A 20688-nucleotide genomic window follows, 5' to 3' on the forward strand; every position below is an offset into this window, starting at 1 on the left:
GGACGCTTGTTAGAACTCGTAGCCCATTTGCGCGCGTACGCCCGTCTGACCGTGGCCCGTGACAGAGAGCGCACCGTTGATCAGCCACTGGCCGTCACGCGAGCGATATGTGGCGCCCGCACCGACCGCGCTGTAACCCGCATAGTTGCCGATGCCGGCTGCCACCACCGTCCTGCCCGCCTCGCGCGGCGCGATGCTCGGCATCGCCATCGCGGCTGCGATGCCCGAGAAGGCGTTGCGCTGCAAGGTCGAAATGCTCCCACCGAGATCGTTGCGCAACGCGTTCATCTGGTTGACGTTCGTCGCGTCCGTGCCGTTCATGCCCGGTGCGACATTCGTCAGACGGCGCTCGCTGCCTGACGAACCAATCGACACAGTATTGTCCTGATCCGCGACGGAGCCCGCGCCGAGCGCAACCGAATTGTTGCCACTCGCCCTGGAATTGGCGCCGATGGCAACCGCGTCCGTGCCGCTGGCAATCGGCACCGGCGCATTCGACGAGTTCACCGCGACGTAGTCGAGTCCGCCCTTCTGAAAGTTACTAACAAGGCCCGCATATTCGTCGAGCTTCGAATCGGTCGCGTTCAGTTGACGGCCGTTGACGGCGTCCGTGCTGGCGGCGGAAAGCTCGCCGTCCTTCACATTGGTCAGTTGCACGCCGTCCGTGACGGCCGCGTCCTTGCCGCCGAGCGTGACTTTCTGATGATCGGTCGAATCGTAGGCGACAGCGTTCGACGCCACTTCCGATACATTCGCCAGATCGCCCTTGATCGACGCGATATCGGTCGTGTTCTTCGTCACGCGGCCGTCGAGGTTGTCGATGGCCGCGCCCACGCTGTGCACCTGGGTGCCGCCGACGTTGTAGGTCGGCGCGCTCACGCCACCCTTGGCATCGACGCCTGCGCCGCCGCCGAGCGCCGCCGCGATCGTCGACGATGCGTTGAACAGTTGTGAGCCGTTGAGCGCATCCGTGCTCGCCGCGCTCACGGCGCCGTTCGCCACGCCGGTGACGACGCGCGGGCCGGCCGTGCCCGCGACGCTGATCGTGCCGCCGTCGGTCATCCCGCCGATGCTGATGATGCGCGTCTTCAGATCCTGCCGGACGATGCCGACCTGACCGGTTGCCACGTCGTTTGTCCAGGTGTTGACGGTGGTCGTGAGGTTGCCTATGTCCGTCGTGTTCTTCGCGACCTTCTCGCTGGTCGCGAAGAGTTGCGAACCGTTGACGGCGTCCGTGCTGTCGGCCTTCAGTGCGCCGGCTTTCACGTTCGTCAGGATCACGGGCGTTCCCGCATTGCCGAAGGTGACCCTGTCGTGTGCCGCGCTGTCATACTTGACGGTGTCGCCCGAAAGCGATGCGAGACCCTGATTCGTTTCGAACAGTTGGGCGCCGTTGACGGCATCCGTGCTCGATGCGCTGAGCGCGGCCTTTTTCACGTTCGTCAGGGCGACTGGCGTTCCGGCGTTGCCGAGCGTCACCTTGTCGTGGGCCGTGGTGTCGTATTTGACGGCCACGCCCGAGAGTGCGGTGAGTTCGTCGTTCGTCCTCGCGACGTTCTGGTTCGTGTCGTGCAGTTGCGAGCCGTTCACGGCGTCGGTGCTTGACGCAGAGAGCGCGCCCGCCTTGATGTTCGTCAGGGCTACCGGCGCATTGGCGATTCCGAACGTCACCTTGTCGTGCGCCGGAGTATCGTACTTCACGCGATCCTGAAGGCCGCTGTCGAGCGCGGTGATCGCCGAACCGACGTCGTTTTGCTGGCCGCCATTCGCGGCGTATGCGGGCGCTTGAACGCTGCCGTCGCCGTTGATCTTCGCGCCGCCGCCCAGCAACGAAGCCACCGTTTCCAGTTGCGTCGCGGTGCGCGTCACGTCCCGGTTCGTCGCGAAGAGTTGCGAGCCGTTGACAGCGTCGGTGCTCGTGTCGCTGAGTGCGCCGGCCTTCAGTTTGGTGAGGGTCGTGCCCACCGTGCCGCCGCCCAGCGTGATTTTGCCGAGCGTAGCGTCGTCGTAAGCGACGAGCGAATTGGTCGCGTTGCCGGATGCGTCGAGCTTCAGCCCCGTGCTCTTCAATTGGGCGATGTTCGCGACGTCGGTGTCCTGCGTGCCCTTCGCCACGTTGACAATCTGGCGTTGCGCCGTGGCTGAGCCCACGGAAACGCTGTCGGCGCGGTCCGCAACCGAACGGGTGCCGATCGCAACTGCGCCCTTTGCGCTCGCTGTAGCGGCGGGCCCGATCGCCATCGAGCGCTCGACCAGTGCGCGAGAATCGGACCCAATTGCGACGGAGGCCTCCACGCCTCCAGTGGAATCGGCGACCGCATTGCCGCCGACCGCCAGGCTTCCGGCGCCGGTGGCCGTCGCGCCGTCGGTGCTGCCCGCAGCGTCATTGGCTGCGAGGTACTTGTTCTTGGACGCGCTAACCTTTGTCGCGAGGTCATGGAGCTGCGAGCCGTTGACGGCATCGGTGCTGGTTGCGCTGACGTCGCCCGCCTTGACGAACGTGATCGTGCGCTGTTGCGATGTGCTGCCGACCGAAACCGTGTTGGCAGTTGCCGCCACCGACCCGGCGCCGAGCGCGACGGAATTGCTCTGCGAGGCGGTTGCACCGTGACCAAGGGCAAGCGCATCGGCAGCCGAAGACGTTGAGTGCGCACCGACCGCGACAGCACCCGGCGCGCCGGTCACGATGCCCGAAATGTTGACCGAATCGGACGAATTGGACGTACCCGTGCCGCCGTAGGGATTGAAGGCGAACGAGTTGGCCGACTTGGTCACCGTGCCGCCGTTCGGGGCAAAGAAAACGGTTTGCGCGGAACCCGCATCGAGCGTGAGGAAGTTGCTTCCCAGCACCACGGAGTTCAACGCATCGTTGGTAATTTGCGATCCGATGGAGACGGCGTCATTCACCGTGCTCTTGACCGTGTCACCGATTGCGAGCGAATTGTTCTCCCCGATCGAGGCCGCATTCTCGCCGATAGCGACATTATTCGTACCTGTGGAGACGCTGTTACCTATCTGCACTGGGCTGGCGATCGCGCTTTTCGCTCCGCTCAAAGCAACCAATGACAAAGCAACGACCTTCGCCGCGCGTCCGCTACGCTTACCGCGCGCAGGCCCTTGCTCCGATATAGCAACCCAAGCGCCCAGCGCCTCATTCCACACCGACTTGTATACCTTGTTCATTGCCCGATACCTGTTGAGATTAGCGATCGACGTACAGTGACGCGCTATCTCGTCACGACCTAGCCAACGCAAGATCGCGAATTTACTCAGCCCGGCCAACGGGTTTAACCAGTTTTATCCGAATTGTTGCAGTTGTTGTCAATTGGTTGCTGCCTCAAAAAACTACATGCACCCAATTGATTCGCGCTTTTTCTTGAGATTTCGTCAGACAGTACGACAAAGGAACAAGCCCTAGAAGAACGGCCCCGTTTTTGGGGCCGTTACTAGACAGCACACGACGCTAGGCGCCGTGCCATCACCAGCACATCACTGGCTCGCATCCCATCCGCACAGTCAAAACTCGTACCCCACCTGCGCACGGACGCCGGCATCGCCGTGACCGGTCGACGAAAAGCCGCCATTGAGCAGCCACGCACCGTCGCGCGAACGATACGTCCCGCTTACACCCACCGCGCTATAACCCTTGCAGCTGCCGATACCCACCGCCACAACAGTATTGCCCGCCTCACGCGGTGTCATGTTCGGCATGGCCAGTGCCGAAGCCACACCGCCGAACGCCGCCCGCTGGTTCGCCAGCACCGAATTGCGAACATCATTGAGCTGATTCACATTCGCGGCATCAGTGCCCGCCTTGCCCGGCGCAAGGTTCGTGATGCGACGCTCGTTGCCCTCTGAACCGACCGACACGGTATTGGGCTGATCCGCAACCGAGTTCGCACCGAGCGCAACCGAGTTGTCGCCCGTCGCCTTCGAATTCGAACCGAGCGCAACGGCGTCCTTGCCAGTTGCCGTTGGCAGCGGTGAACCCTTCTCCGAATTGATCGCGAGGTATTCGCTACCCGTCGAAATGTTGTTCACGATGCTTTCGTACTGGTCGATGCGCACGTTGGTCGCATTCAACTGCGCGCCGTTGATGGCATCCGTGCTGGTCGCCGAGAGTTCGCCGGCCTTCACGTTCGTGAGTTGCACGCCTTCGCCGCCGGCTGCATCGGTGCCCCCGAGCGTCACCTTGTCGTGCGCGTCGGAGTCGTACTTCACGGCGTTCTTCGAGGCTTCGTTGACGGTCGTAGTGATCTGTGTCACACGGCCGTCGATGTTGCTGAGGGCCGTACCGACGTCGTGCGTATCGACTCCGCCGACGTGGTAGGTCGGCGGCGTCACGCCACCGTTCGCATCGATGCCCGCGCCGCCGCCCAGCGCAGTCGCGACGCTGCTCGCCGTGTTGTGCAGTTGCGAGCCGTTGATGGCCTGCGTGCTCGTCGCCGACACTTCACCGGCTGCGACGCCGCTCACGACGCGGTTGCCCGCCGTGCCCGTCAGGCTGATCGACGTGCCGTCTGTCTTGGCGCCGATCGTGATCTCGCGCGACACTTCGTCCTGCGCGATCAATCCGGAAGACTTGTTGATGTTGTTGATCGTGTTGTTGATGTTGGTGATGTCGCCAGTGTTCTTGTTGACTTGCTCATTCGTCGCGTACAACTGAGCACCATTGACGGCTTCCATGCTAGTCGAGCTGAGCTTGCCGGCCTTGACCTTGTCGATCGTCGTACCGTTCACACCACCTAACGTCACCGAGTTCATCGTCTTGTCGTCGTAGGCGACGAGCGCGTTTGTGAAATTGCCGCTCGCGTCCGTTTTGATGCCTGCCTCCTTCAGTTGGCTCAGGTTGATCGCGTCCTGGTCGGCCGTGGCCTTGGCGACCTTGTGGATCTGCGTGCCGTTCGCCCCTTCCAGCGTCACCGAATCCTTCTTCGTCTTGTCGTCGTAGGCCACGAATGCGTTCGTGACGTTGCCGCTTGCATCCGTCTTGACGCCCGCATCCTTTAATTGACTCAGGTTGATCGCGTCCTGGTCGGCCGTGCCCTTGGCGACCTTGTGGATCTGAGTGCCGTTCGCCCCTTCCAGCGTCACCGAATCCTTCTTCATCTTGTCGTCGTAGGCCACGAACGCGTTCGTGATTGCGCCGTTTGCGTCCGTCTTGGCGCCGACATCCTTCAACTGGCTTAGGTTGATCGCGTCCTGATCCGCCGTGCCATTTGCGACCTTGTGGATCTGCGTGCCGCCCGTGCCTTCAAGCGTCACCGACGTCTTGCCCGGCCCATCGTACTTCACGGCGTTCTCGAGGCCTTTGTCGATTTCGTCGATCGCGTCGTCGACGGTATGCACAGGCTTGCCGCCAACCGTGAACGTCGGCGGCGTAACGGTGCCGGTCACCGGATCGATGGTCGTCCCGCCGCCCAATGCGTCCGTCACCACTTTCAACTGATTGACGTTGACGGCATCCAGGCCATCGGTGCCCGCCTTGACCTGCGCGATCTGACGGTTGCCCACGGCAACGGTGTTCGCACGATTAGCGACTGAATTACTACCAAGCGCAACTGAATTGGCAGCGCCAGCGGATGCGGACGCACCGAACGCGATGGCACCGACCGCAGTGGACTTAGCCAAGTGGCCGATTGCGATGGCATCGTTGCCGAGCGGGTTGGAGTCCACGACCGCCACAGAGCCGATACCGATTGCGAGATCATGAAGGCCATCGGCGGATCCGGTGGTGAACGCAGCCGTTGCCGTCCCTGATGTCCCAAACATCAATGCTGCCGCCACCGCGACCGCCTTCAACGAAGTGCTCGCGCGCTTCCCGCGCGCTGCGCTGAGTTCCGACGTTGCAATCCAGACGCCCAGCGCGTCGCTCCAAATCGATTTGAAAAACCTGTTCATGTTGAAATTCCGCGAGAGTTGACGTGGCTGACCGGACGCGCATCATTGCCTCGGACAACGGCCTAAGGATCCCGAACAAATACTGACGCACGCCCTAAAAGGGAACAATCCCGAACTCTACGCAGCAAGGAAACAAAATCGAACCAGAATCGTCCTAATCACGAGACAACTTTTGTAAGGATGGCAAATGATCCTCAACCATGAGAACAACGCTGTCCGATTCAATCTGTTATCCAGACGACCCACAAAAAAAAGCGGCCCGGAATTAACCGGGCCGCCCTTTTTTGCTTCTGTGCGGCATCCGGATGTCATCCGGATGCCAAATCAATTTACCTCATCACATCGCCGCTTTCACTCGCGCTCCCGCCGACGCCACCGCCGTCATGTTGATGATCCGCCGCACGGTCGCCGCCGGCGTCAAAATATGCACCGGCTTGTCGGTGCCGAGCAGGAACGGCCCGACCGTCACGCCTTCGCCGCTCACCATCTTGAGCAGGTTGTACGCGATGTTCGCCGCCTCGACGTTCGGCATGATCAGCAGGTTCGCCTCGCCGTGCAGCGAAGTGCCCGGGAACGCGGACTTGCGCACTGCCTCCGACAAAGCCGCGTCGCCGTGCATTTCGCCATCGACTTCGAGATGCGGCGCACGTTCCGCGATCAGCTTGCGCGCCGCGGCCATGCGCTTCGCGGAAGCCGTCGGCACGCTGCCAAAATTCGAGTTCGACACGAGCGCCACCTTCGGCTGGATGCCGAACTTCTCGATTTCGCTCGCCGCGAGAATCGTCATGTCGGCGAGCTGCTCGGGCGTCGGCTCTTCGTTGACGTACGTATCGCTGATGAAGAGATTGCGCCCCTGCAGCATCAGCAGGTTCATCGCGGCGAAGTTCTGCACGCCCTTCGCCTTGCCCAGCACCTGCTCGATGAACTTGAGGTGATCCTGATACGTATCGATCAGGCCGCAAATCATCCCATCGGCGTCGCCCATATGGACGAGGATCGCGCCGATCAGCGTGTTGAACTTGCGCAGCGCCGCCTTCGCGCTCTCCGGCGTCACGCCGTTACGCGCCGCGATGCTATGATATTCCTGCCAGCTTTTCTGATAGCGCGGATCGTCCTCGGGATTGACGATCTCGAAGTCGACGCCAGGCTTCAGCTTCGAGCCCATCTTCTTCAGCCGCATCTCGACGACCGCCGGACGCCCGATGATAATCGGCTTCGCGATCTTCTCGAGCAGCACGAATTGCGCGGCGCGCAGCACGCGCTCGTCCTCGCCCTCCGCGAACGCGATGCGCGCAGGCGCCGCCTTCGCCGCCTGGAACACCGGCCGCATCACCATGCCCGTGCGATACACGGTCGTGCTGAGTTCCTCGCGATAGGCGTCCATGTCGTGGATCGGACGCGTTGCGACGCCCGAATCCATCGCGGCCTGCGCGACGGCCGGCGCGATCTTGATGATCAGGCGCGGGTCGAACGGCTTCGGAATCAGGTACTCGGGGCCGAATTCGAGCGAATGGCCTTCGTAGGCTTTCGCGACCTCATCGCCCTGGTCGGTTTCCTCGGCGAGTTCCGCGATCGCGCGCACGCACGCGAGCTTCATCTCTTCGGTGATCGTGGTCGCGCCGACGTCCAGCGCGCCGCGGAAGATGAACGGGAAGCACAGCACGTTATTGACCTGGTTCGGATAGTCCGAACGGCCCGTCGCGATGATGCAGTCCGGGCGCACCTTCTTCGCTTCCTCCGGACGGATTTCCGGCTCCGGATTGGCGAGCGCGAGGATCAGCGGCTTGTCGCCCATCGTCGCGACCATCTCGGCTTTCAGCACGCCCGCGCTCGAGCAGCCGAGGAACACGTCGCAGCCGTGCATCGCGTCGGCGAGCGTGCGCGCGTCGGTTGTCGCCTGATAGCGCTCCTTCGACGCATCCAGGTTGCCGCGCCCTTCGAAGATCACGCCCTTCGAATCGACGACGAGCGTGTTCGACTTCTTGAGGCCGAGGTCGACGAGCAAATCGAGACACGCGATTGCCGCCGCGCCTGCGCCCGAGCAGACGAGCTTCACCTCGTCGAGCTTCTTGCCGACCACTTTCAGGCCGTTGAGAATCGCCGCCGACGCGATGATCGCCGTGCCGTGCTGGTCGTCGTGGAAGACGGGGATCTTCATGCGCTCGCGCAGCTTCTTCTCTATATAGAAGCACTCCGGCGCCTTGATGTCCTCCAGGTTAATGCCGCCGAGCGTCGGCTCGAGCATCGCAATCGCTTCGACGAGCTTGTCCGGGTCGGTCTCGGCGAGTTCGATGTCGAACACGTCGATGCCCGCGAACTTCTTGAACAGACACCCCTTGCCTTCCATCACCGGCTTGGCGGCGAGCGGCCCGATGTTGCCGAGCCCGAGCACGGCCGTGCCGTTCGTCACGACGCCGACGAGATTGCCGCGCGAGGTGTACTTCTGCGCGTCGAGCGGTTCGTCGAAGATCGCCATGCACGCGGCCGCGACGCCCGGCGAATACGCGAGCGAGAGGTCGAGCTGGTTGGAGAGCGGCTTGGTCGGCGTGACGGAAATCTTGCCGGGCTTCGGGTTCTGGTGATACGCGAGGGCGCTTTGCTTCAGTTGTTCGTCCATGATTAGCCTAGAGACGTTGGAGATTTTTCGAATAGGGGCCTCGCTGCCTTGACGCAGCCGCGGGGTGTCAATCGTGGATCGATCGTACGGCGGCGCCCGGCACGCCTTGTAAGGCGCGGCATCTCACCGATGCGGATGACAGCGGCGGACGGAGCTTTTTTTGGGAGAATTAGTGTACACCCCGCGCATTGAATGACGCGAAGCAGCATTCGCCGCAAAGCGATGGGCGAAACCCTTAGCCAGCGTGCTTTCGTGCGACGAAAGCCGCGCTTACTGGAGTTCAGCGCCGCGCCGTTCGGGGATGAGGAAGAGCGTCGCGAGGATGTCGAGCAGGTAGATCGACGCGAGCAGCGTCAATGCCGCGGCGAACGAATAGCGCGCCGCGAGCGCGCCCACGGCCACCGGCCCGAACCCGCCGACCGCCCGGCCGATGTTGAACAGCACGTTCTGCGCGGTCGCGCGGGCCTCGGTCGGATAGAGCTCGGAGATCAGCGCGCCGTAGCCGCCGATCATCCCGTTCACGAACACGCCCATCACCGCGCCGCCGATCAGGAGCGCGAACGGCGTCGTCAGATTCGAGTAGACGAAAACCATAACGACTGCGCCGATCTGATAGAGGAGGAACGCGGGCTTGCGGCCGAAGCGGTCGGCAGCGATGCCGAAGAGCCAGATGCCGAGCGCCATGCCGAGGACGGTCACGGCCGTCCAGACACCGGACTTCGTCAGCGAGTAGCCGAACGTCTTCGACAGATAGCTCGGCAGCCAGATCATCAGGCCGTAGTAGCCGAAGTTCTGCACCGAGCATAGGATCACCACGCCGAGACTCGCGCGCGCGGTGCGGGCGTCGTCGAAGAGGCGCCGGAGCGGGAGCTTGCGGCTCGCGCTTCGGCGTTCGGTGAAAAGCGCCGGTTCCTCGACGCGCCGCCGCACTGCAAACGACACGACCGCCGGCAGCAAGCCGACCGCGAACATCCCTCGCCAGCCGATCAGCGGCAAAAGCAGCGGCGTGAGGAGCGCGGCGGCGAGCACGCCCGCCTGCCACCCGAGCCCCACATACGACGACGCCCGCGCCCGTTGCCGTGCCGGCCAAGCCTCGGCGACGAGCGCCATGCCGATGCCGAACTCCCCGCCGAGCCCGATCCCCGCGACGGTGCGATAAAATAGCAGGTCGCCGAAGCCTTGCGCGAGCGCGCAGAGTCCGGTGAATACCGCGAAGAGGAGAATCGTCCACGTCAGCATCTTCACGCGGCCGTAGTAATCGGAGAGCGTGCCGAAGATGAGCCCGCCGGCCACCGCGCCGACGAGCGTCCACGTGACAAGCGAGCCCGCTTGCGTCGGCGTGAGATGCAGGTCGGCGGCGATCGCGGGCAGCATGAAGCCGAGGATGAGCAGATCGAAGCCGTCCATCGCGTAGCCGAGCATCGAGGCGACGAGCGCGCGCACGGCGTGGCGATCGGGAGAGGGACTGGCGACGGCGGAGGAAGTCATCGGGAGCAGCCGGACGCTCGGCAGGCGCCCGGGACATGAGAAGTGCCGCGAGTGTACGTGCGGCGCTTATCGCTCACAACCCGCAAAAAATTGCTGGATGCCGCGCGCTTTCAGGGTCTTTACAGACCGGCCGGCGCTCGCTTGAGCGACGCCAGTCAGGTAAAATCGCGGGCTACGCGCGCAGCAAACGTCTCGACAAACCCAGACGCTCCGGCCCCCGGTTTCGTCCTCCGTACACGCTGCGCCACGGGCCCACGGGCCGCCTCTGCGCTCAGCGCCACTCAAAGTCCAAGGATTCGCCCATGACAGGCAACGATCGCCAGACGATCTCCGACACCACCGCCAAAATGCTCCTGGAAGTGCAGGCGGTGCACTTCAACGCGGAAAAACCGTACATCTTCACGTCCGGCTGGGCGAGCCCGGTTTATATCGACTGCCGCAAGCTGATTTCGTATCCGCGCGTGCGCCGCGGCCTGATGGAAATGGCCGAAGCGACCATCCTGCGCGACGTCGGCTACGAGCAGATCGACGCGGTTGCGGGCGGCGAAACCGCGGGCATCCCGTTCGCGGCCTGGCTCTCGGACCGCCTGATGGTGCCGATGCAGTACGTGCGCAAGAAGCCGAAGGGCTTCGGGCGCAATGCGCAGATCGAAGGCCTGTTGACCGAAGGCCAGCGCGTGCTGCTGGTCGAGGACCTGACCACCGACAGCCGCAGCAAGATCAACTTCATCAACGCGCTGCGCACGGCGGGCGCGACGGTGAACCACTGCTTCGTGCTGTTCCACTACAACATATTCAAGGAAAGCGTGTCGGTGCTGAAAGACATCGACGTCGATCTGCACGCGCTTGCCACCTGGTGGGACGTGCTGCGTGTCGCGAAGGACGCGGGCTATTTCGAAGCGAAGACGCTCGACGAAGTGGAGAAATTCCTGCACGCGCCGGCGGAATGGTCGGCGGCACACGGCGGCGCGACGGCCGCGCCGCAATAAACTTTTGCAAAGTCCCTATTGAATAAGCCGCTGGTCCTCGATGGGCCAGCGGCTTTTTTCATCACGGATTAACAAGTTAATCGATTATAGAGTTTCGGGTTTTTGCGGCAGCGGCGTATCGAGATTGCCGTCGCCGACATACGCCGAGAGATTCAATAAGCCATTACTCTGCGCATATTGAAACAATTCGGAATCGCGGTCGATGCCGAGTTTGCGCATCGCGGTGTTTTTCTGCGTGCTGATCGTTTTGATACTGCGGCGCAATTGCGCGGCAATTTCAGTAATCGTCATGCCGGAAACGAAAAGCCGTACCACTTCCAGCTCGCGTTTCGACAAAACCACGTCCCGCTGCGCGCCGCTCGCGCTCAAGCCCATGCTACGAGCGCCTTCTGTACCGATGGCCCTATATATTCCTTCCCGCGCATGACCTGCACGACCGCAAGGCCAATGTGGCTCAGGTCGTCCGCCTTGCTGATCACGGCGTTCACGCCGACTTCGCGCAGACGCTTGACCAGCGCCGGATTTTCGAGCATCGTCAACACGACGATGCGCACGTTCGAAAACTGCCGTCCGATATAGCCCAGCAAAGGCATGCCGTCGCCGAATTGCCCGCCTGGCATGGCAAGATCCGAGACAAGTACGTCGCAGGGGGTTTTCTGCAAGAGCGGAATGAGTTCCGTGGACTGGCGCGCCTGTCCGACTACTTCGATCTCCGGAAAGCGGAGCAATGCCTGCGCCGCGCCGAATAAAATCACCGGATGGTCGTCGGCGATTATCACCCTGATTCGCTGGCTCATTATTCCTCCACCCACTGCAATTGACCGGACGCCTCGCGAACAAGCGTCGTCATGTTGTTTTCCATGTTTTGATCCATCCGAAACTTTGCGATCGAGCCGTCCGCGTCGCACAAAGGTCAATACAAGAACCCTGCGCCATCTTTACGTGACGAGCAAAAAATTTTAATGCTTTGTTGCAATCTTAAACTCGAAATCCGCATAAAGCCCATTTCTGAGACAAAATACATCGTTACGATCAGCGTAACGGTGCTAGGGAGCACCGGCGCCTCATCCGGAGAAACCGCACTATGCCCCTGGCATGTTTGGCCCTGCGTTTCGCTGCGCCTCGTCCGCGCCGCTCCACGATGGTCCTCGCGATGCTGTGTTCGGCCGTGATCGTATCCAAGGCGCCTCGTGCACACGCCGAAGCGGCGTTCACCGTCAGGAGCGCCGATCTACCGGCTGGCAAGGCCGTACCGCCCACATTGCTCTTTGATCAGACGGACTGCAAGGGGGGCAACCACTCGCCGCAACTCTCCTGGCACGGCGCGCCCGCCGAAACGCGCAGCTTCGCGATAACGATCTTCGATCCCGACGCGCCCGGTCGCGGCTGGTGGCACTGGGCGGCGGCCGGCATTCCCGCGACCGTGACGCAACTGCCGCCGAACGCGAGCGGATCGGGCGTCTTGCGGAAGATGGGCGCGGTCGAGGCCCGTAACGACTTCGACACCGACGGCTACGCCGGCCCCTGCCCGCCGCCCGGCAAGCCGCATCGCTATGTGATCACGGTGTACGCGCTCAACTCCAGCGACTTGCGGCTGCGTCAGGGGCGTCCGGCGCTGATGTTCGAGCACGAAATCCGCACGACGACGCTCGCCAGCGCGCAGCTCGTCGTTACTTACGGTCGATAGCGAAAACCGGCGTCTTTCCTCGACAAAATTTGTCTTTGCTAGACTGGGCGCGCTCAGTCGACCCCGCAGCGCAGGACCCAAGGACATCACCCACCATGCCGAAAATCGTCATCGTTTATCACAGTGGCTACGGCCATACGAAGAAAGTCGCCGAAGCCGTGCTCGCCGGCACGCAGGACGCGGGCGCCGAGTCGAAAATCGTCGCGGTCGGCGATCTCGACGACGCCGCCTGGGCCGAGCTCGACGCCGCCGACGGCATCATCTTCGGCGCGCCGACCTACATGGGCGGCCCGTCGGCGGACTTCAAGAAATTCGCCGATGCCAGCTCCAAGCCGTGGTTCGCGCAGAAGTGGAAGGACAAGGTGGCGGCGGGTTTCACGAATTCCGCGACCATGAACGGCGACAAATTCAACACGATCACCTACCTCGTCACGCTCGCGATGCAGCACGGCATGCTGTGGGCAGGCACCGGCATGATGCCGTCGAACACGAAGGCCGCCACGCGTAACGACCTGAACTTCGTCGGCGGCTTTACGGGGCTGCTCGCGCAATCGCCGGCGGATGCGTCGCCAGACGAAGCGCCGCCGCCCGGCGATCTCGAAACCGCGAAGGCGTTCGGCGCGCGCGTCGCGGCCGTGACGGCGCGCTGGACGGGCAGGTAGGCATCGCCGGGATCGGCCGATCGGCCGATTCTGGTTGCGCGCCATACCGCTGACTTCGAAGCACATTAAAATAGCGCTTTTGCCACTCCCCGCGCGCACGGCGCGGCGAGGCCGAACCAGCGAGATCGAGATGACCACGAAAGTATTTGTCGACGGACAGGAAGGCACCACCGGCCTGAAGATTTTTGAATATCTGTCGGAGCGGCAGGACATCGAGGTGTTGCGCATCGACGAAGCGAAGCGCAAGGACATCGAAGAGCGCCGGCGCCTGATCAACGCGTCGGACGTCACGTTCCTGTGCCTGCCGGACGTGGCGTCGCGCGAATCGGTGTCGCTCGTCGAGAACGGCAATACGTGCGTGATCGACGCGAGCACCGCGTTTCGCACGCAGGACGACTGGGCGTACGGCCTGCCGGAACTGACTCGCGCCCAGCGCGAACGGCTGCGCACGGCCAAACGCATCGCGGTGCCGGGGTGCCATGCGTCGGCGTTCGTGCTGTCGATGCAGCCGCTGGTGGCGGGCGGCCTCGTCCCCGCCGATTTCGACGCGCACGCGTACTCGATCACGGGCTACAGCGGCGGCGGCAAGAAAATGATCGCGGACTATGAAGCGGGCGGCAACGCGCGGCTCACGAGCCCGCGTCCGTATGCGCTCGGGCTGACGCACAAGCATCTGCCGGAGATGGCGGTGCGCTCGGGGCTGAAAAGCGCGCCGATCTTCACACCGATCGTCGGCAACTTCCTGAAGGGGCTGGCGGTCACCACCTATTTCTCGCCGAACCAGCTCGCGCGCGCCGCCAAGCCGCAGGACGTGCAATCGATGCTCGCCGAGTACTACGCGAACGAGCCGTTCATCCGCGTGCTGCCGTTCAACGCGGAAAGCAATCTCGACGACGGTTTCTTCGACGTGCAGGCGTGCAACGACACAAATCGCGTCGATATCTTCGTGTTCGGCAACGACGAGCGCTTCGTGACCGTGGCGCGGCTGGACAATCTGGGTAAGGGCGCGTCGGGCGCGGCGATCCAGTGCATGAATCTGCACATCGGCGCGGATGAAGAGGCGGGGTTGAAGCGGTAAGGACAACGGAGGCGCGATTGCTTCGACCGCCAAAGCCGATTCGCTGAAAAGCGCATCGGCTTTTTCTTTCGCCGAAACGCGCAAAACGCGCAGCCGAAAAAAAACCCGCCTGCGAGGGCGGGTTGAATCCATATCAGTGGAGACATGGAGGAGACAAGAACGACTGTACCAAAATCATTGGTGCGCCGCAACATCGCGCGACGCTCTGTCTCGCTCCTGCAACGTTTTCTACGGCTGTGTCATGGACAAGATGAAGCCCAACTGATCCGCCGACACCGGCTTTACGAGATGAACGTCGAAACCGGCATCCTGCGTCATCTCGTGATGCTGCGGCTGGCCCCATCCCGTCAGCGCGACGATCAGCAGCGAGCGTCCATTCGGCAAGGTCCGCAGCGCGCGCGCCGCCTCCAGGCCGTTCATCTGCGGCATGCCGAGATCGAGGATCACGACCTCCGGCGCGAATTGCTGCGCGACATCGACGGCCTGCGAACCGTTTGCCGCAAGCGCCACCTCGTAGCCCATTCCGTTGAGCAGGTTCGACAGCCCGATCAGGGAGTCGTCATCATCGTCGGCGATCAGGATGCGTTTGGTCACGGCAGTCTCACTTGTTGCCCGATATCACGAGCTTTAGCTTATTGGCGCCCGCCGTCGTCGCGACGATCTGTGTGCGCCGGCCGCGCGCGCCCAGATAGAAGTGCTGGCGGGAAGGAGAATTCTGGTCGTGGGTGGCGTCGGGCAGGCACGACGCGATGTCGGCCGCGACGCCCTGCAGCGCATCCGCGCTCGTTCCGCCGTGGGACGTCCACACGCATTGATAACTGCCGTGCGTCGCTGCGCATTTGGCGTCGTCGCCATAAGGGAGCGCGACAGCGCGGCCGTCTTCAGGCGTAAGCGATGAAAATCCAGGCGCCGCCGCGACGATGTGTTTAAGCGCGTCGCAGGGAGTGGGTGTGTCGTCGGCGAAGGCGGGGAGCGCGGCGCAAAGCAGCAGCGCGGCGATGGCTGAGGCGACCGCTCGTCCTAAAGCAAACATGTGGCGCCTCCCTTTGTCGCTATTCTTCTTCGATCGACGCAAGACGTTGTTCGAAGGGCACTGTGCACCCGGATTCCGCGTACGTATGTTCGAAAGCGAATGAAACACATCATCTAATAGCAAGACACGATCCACGACAGAATTCGTCGGATGTTTCACGATTCACGCCAATATCGTGGATTTTTCATACGATTTGCGACGACGGCCATTTCAGAGCGCATTCAATGCCTCACGAGGGCCATCATCGCTCCGAAGCCGACGAAAATGCCGCCCGTCAGCCGGTTGAACGCCTTCGCGACATTCCCGCTCTTCAACTGTGCGCCGATCCGCGTGCCGAGCGCCGCGTAAATCAGATACCAGCTCACTTCGATCACAGCGAACGTCGCGACGAGCACGCCAAATTGCGGCAGCGTCGGACGGGTTGCGTCGATGAATTGAGGGAGGAGCGCGGCGGCAAACACGATCGATTTCGGATTGCTACTCGCGATCAGGAAGCCGTTGCGGAAAAGCGCGAAGCTGGCAGTGTTCTCCGCGGCGGGGATGTCGACTTCGGCTTCGGACACTTTCGCCCGCCAGCTTTTCACGCCGAGCCACACCAGATACGCAGCGCCAGCGAACCGCAGCGTGTCGAACATCGCGGGCCACGCTTCCAGAAAGACACCGAGCCCCGCCGCCGATACCGAGAACATCAGCACCAGCGCCGACAAACAGCCCGCCATCGTCGCACTGGAGCGCCGCAATCCGTGGCGCGCGCCGTGCGTCATGACGAGGAGCATGTTCGGCCCGGGGATCGCGGACAGGACGAATACAGTGGCGACAAAAAGCGACCAGATATGCAGATTCATCGCGGCGGACTATTTTTGAGATAGGACCGGATTATGCCGTCTGCAGACGCAGTCGCCTATTCATTCCACGTTTATTGACAATTCAGCGCCCTGCCCGCCGCGCCGCGACTTCGCCGAGCACCGCGAAATCCTTGTCGCCGCCGCCGTGCGCGACGGCATCGATCAGGCTGTCGCGCACGAGGCTCGCGATCGGCAGCGGCGTATCGACGGCTTCCGCCGCCGCGAGCGCAAGCCGCACGTCCTTCAGCCCGAGCCGCGCCTTGAAGAGCGCCGGTTCGTAGCAGCGGTCCGCGATCATCTTCCCGTAGCCTTGATACACCGGCCCCGGAAAGAGCGTGTTCGTGATGATGTCGAGGAAAGCGTGCGTTTCGATGCCGTGCCCCGAGACCAGCGCCGCCGCCTCGCCGAACGTCTCGATCGCTGATGCCAGCATGAAATTCGCCGCCAGTTTCAGCACGTTCGCGTGCTGCGGATTCGTGCCGACGCGCCATGTCTTCTGGCCGATTGCGTCGAGGACAGGCTGCACGCGCTCGATCGCGTCCTCGGCGCCGGCGGCGAGGATGTTGAGCTTGCCCGCCGCCGCGACGTCCGGCCGGCCGAGCACCGGCGCCGCCACGTAAGCGACGCCGTGTTGGGCGTGCAACTCGGTGAGTTCGGCGGCGAGCGCTGCCGAGATCGTCGCCATGTTGACGTGGACAAGGCCCTTCGGCGCGTGCTTCAGCAGGCCGCCGTCGATCAGGACAGAACGCAACGCAGCGTCGTCGGCGAGCATCGAAAAGGCGGCGTCGCCGGAAAACGCCTGCCCAGGTGTATCGACGACCGACGCGCCCAAGTCCGCCAGCGCCTTCGTGCGCGCGGCCGAGCGGTTCCAGACGCGCACCGTGTGTCCCGCCTTCAGCGCATTGCCCGCTATCGCGCCGCCCATTTCGCCCAGTCCGATGAAACCGATGTCCATGTCATGCTCCTTTCAATGAAGAAAATGCGGAGCCAGTAGATCACATCGACCTGAAGCATGCAGTGCCGGGCGATGCGATACTCGTTACATGGTTCACGCACACTTTCGTTTCCACCGCGAACTGAACGAATTCCTCGCGCGGCCGCAGCGCGAGAAGGCGTTCATTTGCGCGTGCGCGAAGGGATCGTCGACGAAGCACATGATCGAGGCCCTCGGCGTGCCGCACACGGAAGTCGAGCTGATCCTGCAAAACGGCGAGCCGGCGGGGTTCGACGCGCCGATCGCCGACGGCGATTCGATCGGCGTCTATCCGAAGCACGCGGTGCCGTGCGGCATGGAAACCGGCGCGCTGCTGCTCAGGCCGCCGTTGCGCGGCGCCGGATTGCGTTTCATCGCCGATGCGCATCTCGGCGCGCTCGCGCAACTGCTGCGGCTCGCGGGCTTCGACACCCGCTACGACAACAATTTCCCCGACGATGAAATCGAACAACTCGCGCTCGACGAGCATCGCGTCGTGCTCACGCGCGATCGCGAGTTGCTGAAGCGGCGCAGCGTCGTGCACGGCTGTTACGTGCGCGCGCTGCAAGGCGATGCGCAGTACCGCGAGATTGCCGACCGGCTGGATCTCGCGCCGCATGTGCGCGCGTTCCGGCTCTGCCTGATGTGCAACGCGCCACTGCGTGCGGCGCATCCGCACGATCTCGACGGCCGCGTGCCCGAAGGCGTGCGCGAGCGGCACACGCGCTTCGTGACGTGCGACGTCTGCCGCCGCGTGTTCTGGGAAGGGACGCACTGGAAGCGCATGCGCGAGCGCATCGACGCCCTCGCCGACGCGAGCAGACCCGCGTGACGGCTAGACCGCGAGAATAAGCTCGTACAATACGCGGCTTCCCATCCACCCCAACCCCCGGAGCTTCTTGTGAAGAAATTCGACCTCGAAAAAAACAAGGCGCTCAAGCTCGCCAACGATCTGAAGCAGAGCAGCGCCGCGCGTGTCGGCCAGGCAGGCGCGCAGCCGAAGCTCGACCGCCGCGAACAGCGCAAGCTGGATCAGGAAAAAGGTCTCGTGCCGTTCGCCTGCAAGCTCGACGCATCGCTCGTCAAGCAATTGCAGGAACGCGCCGCCGCGCACGAAGGCGGCATGACCGAAGCGCTCGCCGACCTGCTCGTCGCAGCCGGACTCACGCGCTAAGCCTCGCTAAACGCTGCCTTCCTTTTCGATCACCAGAATGCGCGCTTGGCCGACCGGCTCGGCGTAGTGCTCGTCGCCGGCCTGCGCGTGGACGATATCGCCGGCCTTGAGCATCAGCGTTTCCTCGCGGCCGTCGCGCCGCACGTGCATTTTCACCTCGCCGTGCATTACGGCGAAGACTTCCTCGCCGTCGTTGACGTGCCATTTGTACGGCTTGTCCGTCCAGTGAAGGCGGCACGAGATGCCGTTCATCACGCAGACGTCGAGCGCGCCCCACGCGCGTTCAGCCGTGAAATTCTCGCTTTCGATGACTTTCATGTTCCTGTCCGTTGGCTATCGGCTCAGCTGCCGCGCCTCGTCGACATCGACGGGGCGCGTCGCCGGAATGCACGCTATCGCGACCAGCGACAGCACGAGTCCCGTCATCACGTAGAACGTCGGCGCGAGCTGCGAGCCGGTCGTGCGGATGAGCCACGTCACGATGAACTGCCCGAAGCCGCCGAACAGCATCACCGCGATGTTGTACGCGAGCGATAGACCCGTCGAGCGGATATGCGCGGGAAAAAGCTCCGCGATCAGCGCGCCGAACGGGCCGTAATATCCGGATAGCGCGATCGACAGCAGCGCCTGCACCATGATGAGCCGCATCATGCTCGGCTCGGCGGCGAGCCACGCGAAGAGCGGATAGATGATCACGAGCGTGATCAGGAGCGACCACAGCGACAGCCCCTTCCGGCCGATGCGATCCGACCACGCGCCCGCGATCGGTGAAAGCACCGTCAGCAGCAGATTCCCCACGATCAGCGCCGTGAACGACTGCCCGAACGGCAGGCCGAGCTGCTTGACGGCAAACGTCGGCAGATAGCCGATCAGCACGTAAACCGTCACCGTCAGCGCGATCACCGAGCCGAGTCCGCACAGCACTTCACGGCTGTGTTCGCGAAAAACTTCGCCGAGCGTCGCGCGGCGGGCGGTCTTTTTCGCGTGCAGGAAGGCTTCCGTGTCCATCATGTTGCGCCGGATGTAGAAGCCGACCGGCCCGATGACAAGCCCGAGAATGAACGGCACGCGCCAGCCCCACGAATGCAGCGCCTCGGGCGACATCCCGCGCGAAATCGCCGCGCCTACCATTGCGCCGAGCAGAAGCGCGGCCGCCTGGCTCGCCATCTGGAAGCTGCCATAAAACCCGCGCTTCGAGAACGGCGCGGCTTCGATGAGCAGCGCCGTTGAACTGCCGAACTCGCCGCCCGCCGAGAAGCCCTGCAACAGCCGCGCGAACACGATGATGAGCGGCGCGCCGAGGCCGATCGCCGAATAGGGCGGCGCGATCGCAAGCAGGAGGATGCCGAGCGTCATCAACCCGATGACCAACGTGAGCGCCGCCTTGCGTCCGGCGCGATCGGCATAGAGCCCGAGGACGATGCCGCCCACCGGCCGCATCACGAAAGCCACGCCGAAGGTCGCCGTGGTGAGGAGAATCGAAGCGTAGTCGCTGGTGCTCGGGAAGAATAGTTGCGCGATCACGACGGTCATGAAGCCGAACACCGTGAAGTCATACCATTCGAGCGCGTTGCCGATCACGGCGGCCGCGACGGCGCGCGTGTTCGGTGGCCTGACTGTCTTTCGATTCACAGTTGCCATGAATGCTCCCGCCCCTCGGGCGCCATGCCTCGGTTGGATGGTCCATCTGCCGCGAATCCGGCGTTCGACGGATTTATGCCTTGGCGAGTGTAATTACGGCGCGCATCGTTATCAAGCAATGAAAAAAGCGCGCTCGACCGTGAGGTCGGCGCGCTTCCTTTCTCTCAGGCCGGCTTTTGGAGAAACCGTGTCTTTCAGGCCCCGGCGGATCGCCGCGGGTCAGGGCCCTCTCTTCAGGCTTTTTTGTTGTAGGCGCTGCACCAGCCCTTCGTCGCCACCTGCTTGTTGGCGAACATCGGGCACGGCGCCCAGGCGTCGGCCGCTTTGCCCTGATAGAACGAGCAGTTGCCGCAATCCTGGCCGGCGACGAATTTCGTGTACTTGGCTTTGTCCACCTTGCTGGCGTCGTGCTTGTAGCCGAGTGCCTGCGCGGTCGGATCGGTTTCCTCGACCTTTGCGGCATCGGCGGCGAAGGCGGTGCGGCTCAGTGCCAGCGTCGAGGCCACGCCGATGCTCGATATGAGAAACGTGCGACGGGATGTCTTCATGATGACTCGCTCCATGTATTGGGGGGACGACGCGCCGTTCTGACGACGGCGA

At 63.1% G+C, this 20688-nt stretch carries 17 protein-coding genes and 3 pseudogenes; 6 read left to right on the plus strand and 14 right to left on the minus strand.

Annotation, left to right across the window (positions count from 1 at the left end):
• Window positions 1-9 precede the first annotated feature (9 nt).
• From AWB67_RS13340 to AWB67_RS13355, 6 genes and pseudogenes are all read right to left on the minus strand, one after another.
• Entirely contained in the window at window positions 10-3021 is a 3012-nt protein-coding gene (locus tag AWB67_RS13340; protein ID WP_235025141.1) for a YadA family autotransporter adhesin, read from the minus strand.
• 36 nt (window positions 3022-3057) lie between these two features.
• Window positions 3058-3183 (minus strand): annotated as a pseudogene (locus AWB67_RS43345) (ESPR domain-containing protein); the annotation flags it as partial.
• Between the two features lie 333 nt (window positions 3184-3516).
• Window positions 3517-5676, minus strand: coding sequence for a YadA family autotransporter adhesin (locus AWB67_RS13345; RefSeq protein ID WP_235025142.1), 2160 nt, complete (start codon window positions 5674-5676; stop codon window positions 3517-3519).
• A 144-nt stretch (window positions 5677-5820) separates the two neighbouring features.
• A pseudogene (locus tag AWB67_RS43350) lies at window positions 5821-5901 on the minus strand (ESPR-type extended signal peptide-containing protein); the annotation flags it as partial.
• Between the two features lie 337 nt (window positions 5902-6238).
• Complete coding sequence (locus tag AWB67_RS13350; RefSeq protein WP_087656730.1) at window positions 6239-8518, minus strand: NADP-dependent malic enzyme; 2280 nt, start codon at window positions 8516-8518, stop codon at window positions 6239-6241.
• A 270-nt stretch (window positions 8519-8788) separates the two neighbouring features.
• On the minus strand, window positions 8789-10006 hold the full coding sequence (locus AWB67_RS13355; RefSeq protein ID WP_087656731.1) for an MFS transporter: 1218 nt from the start codon (window positions 10004-10006) through the stop codon (window positions 8789-8791).
• A gap of 302 nt (window positions 10007-10308) precedes the next feature.
• Here AWB67_RS13355 and AWB67_RS13360 point away from each other — a divergent pair, with 302 nt between their 5' ends.
• On the plus strand, window positions 10309-10995 hold the full coding sequence (locus tag AWB67_RS13360) for an orotate phosphoribosyltransferase (RefSeq protein WP_087656732.1): 687 nt from the start codon (window positions 10309-10311) through the stop codon (window positions 10993-10995).
• An 84-nt stretch (window positions 10996-11079) separates the two neighbouring features.
• Here the strand turns inward: AWB67_RS13360 and AWB67_RS13365 are convergent.
• A pseudogene (locus AWB67_RS13365) lies at window positions 11080-11792 on the minus strand (response regulator).
• A 287-nt stretch (window positions 11793-12079) separates the two neighbouring features.
• On the opposite strand from AWB67_RS13365, the gene AWB67_RS13370 reads away from it, so the two are divergent.
• The 3 genes from AWB67_RS13370 to argC all read left to right on the plus strand — a co-directional run bounded on the left by AWB67_RS13370 (window position 12080) and on the right by argC (window position 14422).
• Window positions 12080-12682 (plus strand): YbhB/YbcL family Raf kinase inhibitor-like protein, encoded by a 603-nt coding sequence (locus AWB67_RS13370; protein WP_087656733.1) that lies wholly within the window; start codon window positions 12080-12082, stop codon window positions 12680-12682.
• Window positions 12683-12777: 95 nt separating this feature from the next.
• Window positions 12778-13344 (plus strand): flavodoxin family protein, encoded by a 567-nt coding sequence (locus AWB67_RS13375; protein ID WP_087656734.1) that lies wholly within the window; start codon window positions 12778-12780, stop codon window positions 13342-13344.
• Between the two features lie 130 nt (window positions 13345-13474).
• A complete protein-coding gene (gene argC / locus AWB67_RS13380; RefSeq protein ID WP_087656735.1) occupies window positions 13475-14422 on the plus strand; it encodes an N-acetyl-gamma-glutamyl-phosphate reductase in 948 nt (315 codons plus the stop codon).
• A 228-nt stretch (window positions 14423-14650) separates the two neighbouring features.
• Here argC and AWB67_RS13385 read toward each other — a convergent pair whose 3' ends face one another.
• From AWB67_RS13385 to AWB67_RS13400, 4 genes are all read right to left on the minus strand, one after another.
• Complete coding sequence (locus tag AWB67_RS13385) at window positions 14651-15016, minus strand: response regulator (RefSeq protein WP_087656736.1); 366 nt, start codon at window positions 15014-15016, stop codon at window positions 14651-14653.
• Window positions 15017-15023: 7 nt separating this feature from the next.
• Window positions 15024-15455 (minus strand): hypothetical protein, encoded by a 432-nt coding sequence (locus tag AWB67_RS13390; RefSeq protein ID WP_087656737.1) that lies wholly within the window; start codon window positions 15453-15455, stop codon window positions 15024-15026.
• Between the two features lie 221 nt (window positions 15456-15676).
• On the minus strand, window positions 15677-16300 hold the full coding sequence (locus AWB67_RS13395; RefSeq protein WP_087656738.1) for a LysE family translocator: 624 nt from the start codon (window positions 16298-16300) through the stop codon (window positions 15677-15679).
• 82 nt (window positions 16301-16382) lie between these two features.
• The gene (locus tag AWB67_RS13400; RefSeq protein WP_087656739.1) at window positions 16383-17255 is read right to left on the minus strand and encodes an NAD(P)-dependent oxidoreductase; all 873 of its coding nucleotides are present in this window, start codon (window positions 17253-17255) and stop codon (window positions 16383-16385) included.
• Window positions 17256-17343: 88 nt separating this feature from the next.
• Between AWB67_RS13400 and AWB67_RS13405 the strand changes: the two genes are divergently transcribed.
• Window positions 17344-18105 (plus strand): Mut7-C RNAse domain-containing protein, encoded by a 762-nt coding sequence (locus AWB67_RS13405; RefSeq protein ID WP_087656740.1) that lies wholly within the window; start codon window positions 17344-17346, stop codon window positions 18103-18105.
• A 69-nt stretch (window positions 18106-18174) separates the two neighbouring features.
• A complete protein-coding gene (locus AWB67_RS13410) occupies window positions 18175-18447 on the plus strand; it encodes a hypothetical protein (RefSeq protein WP_087656741.1) in 273 nt (90 codons plus the stop codon).
• Between the two features lie 6 nt (window positions 18448-18453).
• Here the strand turns inward: AWB67_RS13410 and AWB67_RS13415 are convergent, their stop codons facing one another.
• The 3 genes from AWB67_RS13415 to AWB67_RS13425 all read right to left on the minus strand — a co-directional run bounded on the left by AWB67_RS13415 (window position 18454) and on the right by AWB67_RS13425 (window position 20636).
• Window positions 18454-18765, minus strand: coding sequence for a cupin domain-containing protein (locus AWB67_RS13415; protein WP_087656742.1), 312 nt, complete (start codon window positions 18763-18765; stop codon window positions 18454-18456).
• Window positions 18766-18780: 15 nt separating this feature from the next.
• A complete protein-coding gene (locus AWB67_RS13420; RefSeq protein WP_087656743.1) occupies window positions 18781-20088 on the minus strand; it encodes an MFS transporter in 1308 nt (435 codons plus the stop codon).
• 233 nt (window positions 20089-20321) lie between these two features.
• The gene (locus tag AWB67_RS13425; RefSeq protein WP_087656744.1) at window positions 20322-20636 is read right to left on the minus strand and encodes a high-potential iron-sulfur protein; all 315 of its coding nucleotides are present in this window, start codon (window positions 20634-20636) and stop codon (window positions 20322-20324) included.
• Between the last annotated feature and the right edge of the window lie 52 nt (window positions 20637-20688).

The organism is Caballeronia terrestris (assembly GCF_001544515.1).
Taxonomy (GTDB): Bacteria; Pseudomonadota; Gammaproteobacteria; order Burkholderiales; family Burkholderiaceae; genus Caballeronia; species Caballeronia terrestris.